2 protein-coding genes are annotated in these 2,496 nt (G+C 58.9%); one reads left to right on the top strand and one right to left on the bottom strand.

Annotated elements, in window-relative coordinates; translation table 11 throughout:
• Positions 1-475: 475 nt before the first annotated feature.
• On the top strand, positions 476-1,606 hold the full coding sequence (locus ACQY6C_RS14700) for an IS110 family transposase (RefSeq protein ID WP_427970026.1): 1,131 nt from the start codon (positions 476-478) through the stop codon (positions 1,604-1,606).
• 676 nt (positions 1,607-2,282) lie between these two features.
• Here the strand turns inward: ACQY6C_RS14700 and ACQY6C_RS14695 are convergent.
• A partial coding sequence (locus ACQY6C_RS14695; RefSeq protein ID WP_427970024.1) for a hypothetical protein occupies positions 2,283-2,496 on the bottom strand: 214 nt, incomplete at its 5' end.

Below are 2,496 nucleotides of genomic sequence, written 5' to 3'. Positions count from 1 at the left end.
ACTCACCAGTAGAGTCAAGTTATGGCGCACGCTGAGCAGAGCCTGATGAATTCAGGCAAGAATAATGTACAACAATGACAGAGTGAGATTGGATTGGGCCGCACAAGCTCTAACAACCGCTTTCGAACAGCGGCCTGATCAGGTACGCCCGCGCGGAATATTGCACGATCTCAGACATAGTCCGCTGGAGGTCGGTGGAGGTATTTTTGAAGGGCCATATGTCCGCTTGGTGCACTTCGCGTCAGTTTGATGTGCTTCGTTGGCACGCCGATCCATGTCCGCTTTCCTTGAGGCGGTCCTGAGGAGCCGTTCGGAACGAAAGGTGCACACTGAGGGGCCCTGCATGTCCACACATGTGATTTTGCGCTGGTCACTAGACCGTATGTCCTTCCGCGTGTGACGCGACTCACCCCCGATGTGCATTCGAGGGTTGCCCGGATGGGCCGGGCAGAGCCTCACACAAGGAGGGCGAGTCTTGGCACATCATACCGAAGTTTTCATTGGCATCGATACATCGAAGTTACGCAATGCAGTTGCCATTGCCGAGGCCGGCCGCAATGGCAAGGTTCGCTATTTTGGCGAGATCGACACCAGTGAGGCCGCGACGAAGAAGCTGATCGCGTCGCTTGCAAGCAAATATCGCAAGCTGACGTTCTGCTACGAAGCAGGCCCGACCGGCTACGGTTTGCAGCGGCTCATCGAGAGCTTGGGCCATAGCTGCATCGTCGCCGCACCGTCGCTTATTCCGAAGAAGGCCGGCGATCGGATCAAAACCAATCGGCGCGACGCCGAAGGCTTGGCGCGGCTGCTCAGAGCCGGCGAGTTGACGGCGGTGTGGGTGCCCGATGCGCGCCATGAGGCGATGCGCGAACTTGCCCGCGCACGCGATACAGCGCGCCAGGACCTGACCCGCAAACGCCAGCCGGTTTCCTCGTTGCTGCTGCGCATGGGGCTGCACTACCCTGGCATCAAGACGTGGGGCGCCAGGCACCGCTCCTGGCTCGCCAACCTCAAGCTCGAGCATGCCGAGCAACGCTTCGTGCTCGAAGAACTGCTTGTGGCCGAACGACAAGCCGGCGAGCGCGTCGGCAGGATCGAACAGGCGATCCGCGATGCGCTTGGCGACTGGTCGCTCAGAGACATCGTGCCGGCGTTGATGGCGATGCGCGGCATCGACATGATCTCAGCCGTCACGATTCTGGCCGAGATCGGTGATCTCACCCGTTTTGCAAACCCACGCCAGTTGATGGCCTATCTGGGACTGGTGCCGTCGGAGCGTTCGACTGGCGACGCTGTCCGTCGCGGACCGATCACCAAGGCCGGCAATGGGCGGGCGCGACGCGCGCTGGTCGAGGCCGCATGGGCCTACCGCCATCCTGCCCGTGTCGGTTTTGAAAAACAGGCCGCGGTTGCCGCCGCACCGCGCCCGGCCCGCGAGATCGCCTGGAAGGCACAGGTGCGATTGTGCAAGCGTTTTCGCGCGCTGACGCGCAACGGCAAGAAGTCGACGGTCGTGGCCATCGCCATCGCTCGCGAGTTGGCCGCCTTCATCTGGGCCATTGCGCAAGAGGTCGAGGCAGCGCCGGCCAACACGTCATCGTTATAAGCCAGGGCAGCCAATAACGGACAGCGCCCGGCGCTCTTCAATCCGGGCACAACAGAATTCGTGCAGCGGCGGGGACGAGGCCATGGCAGGGGAGCCCTTGCAAAACACTAAGTGGCCGATCCACGGAGTTTCTCCTGATCGACGCCCGCTTCTAGACCAAGGCAGCCCCGGACGAACAAACGGACATGCGGATTGAACCCGCGCATCAGAGCTTGATCACCGTCGTCTTCGGGCCTCGCCTCCGCCTTTGCACGATCCCAAAGTCCTTCATCCGTCGCCCGGACAGCAACGGCATCGACAACGCGCGACGACAGCGCTTGACTTGGGACATCAGAGTGTTCCGTCTCAGACATTTGCCTCCCCGAGTGGCCCGCTCCTTAGCAAATGTCGGAGACATGAGGAACACTAGCAACTCTATGATTCTAGTGTAGCTTTAGCATCTGACGTTTGGTAACGAAGGTCGGTGCAGATGGGGACCAAACGTCAGATGCGCTACAGTAGCAGCGCTACTGGCGCCATTATGCAGCTCAATTTGCGAGCCGCACCACTTCGACTTTCTTGCGTGCAACAAACGAGTAGAACGCACGTCGAGACATGGATTTATGCGCACCTCGAACTTCCGAAATAAGCGCTTTTGCCTTGCATCCTTTGGCCGAAGACCGCCCAACTTGATTGATTACGTAGGAGTAGGATGAGCGAAACTCAGAATATTTGCGATCTTCGCCAGCAAATGCGGGGCCGGCGAACACAGCAAAAAAACAAACAGCAATACAAGCAGTCGGATAACTATGATCTCCAACGTTGAGAACAGTGGATCGCCCGCCCAGGAATTGAGATGTAGGCTGAAGAGTATTAAGTTAGATTGGGTGACAGGCTTTGCAGCAACGAAC

Source organism: Altererythrobacter sp., assembly GCF_050299635.1.
GTDB lineage: Bacteria > Pseudomonadota > Alphaproteobacteria > Sphingomonadales > Sphingomonadaceae > Erythrobacter.
The sequence above is the reverse complement of the archived record's forward strand: the minus strand, read 5'-3'. Positions and strand labels throughout refer to the sequence as shown.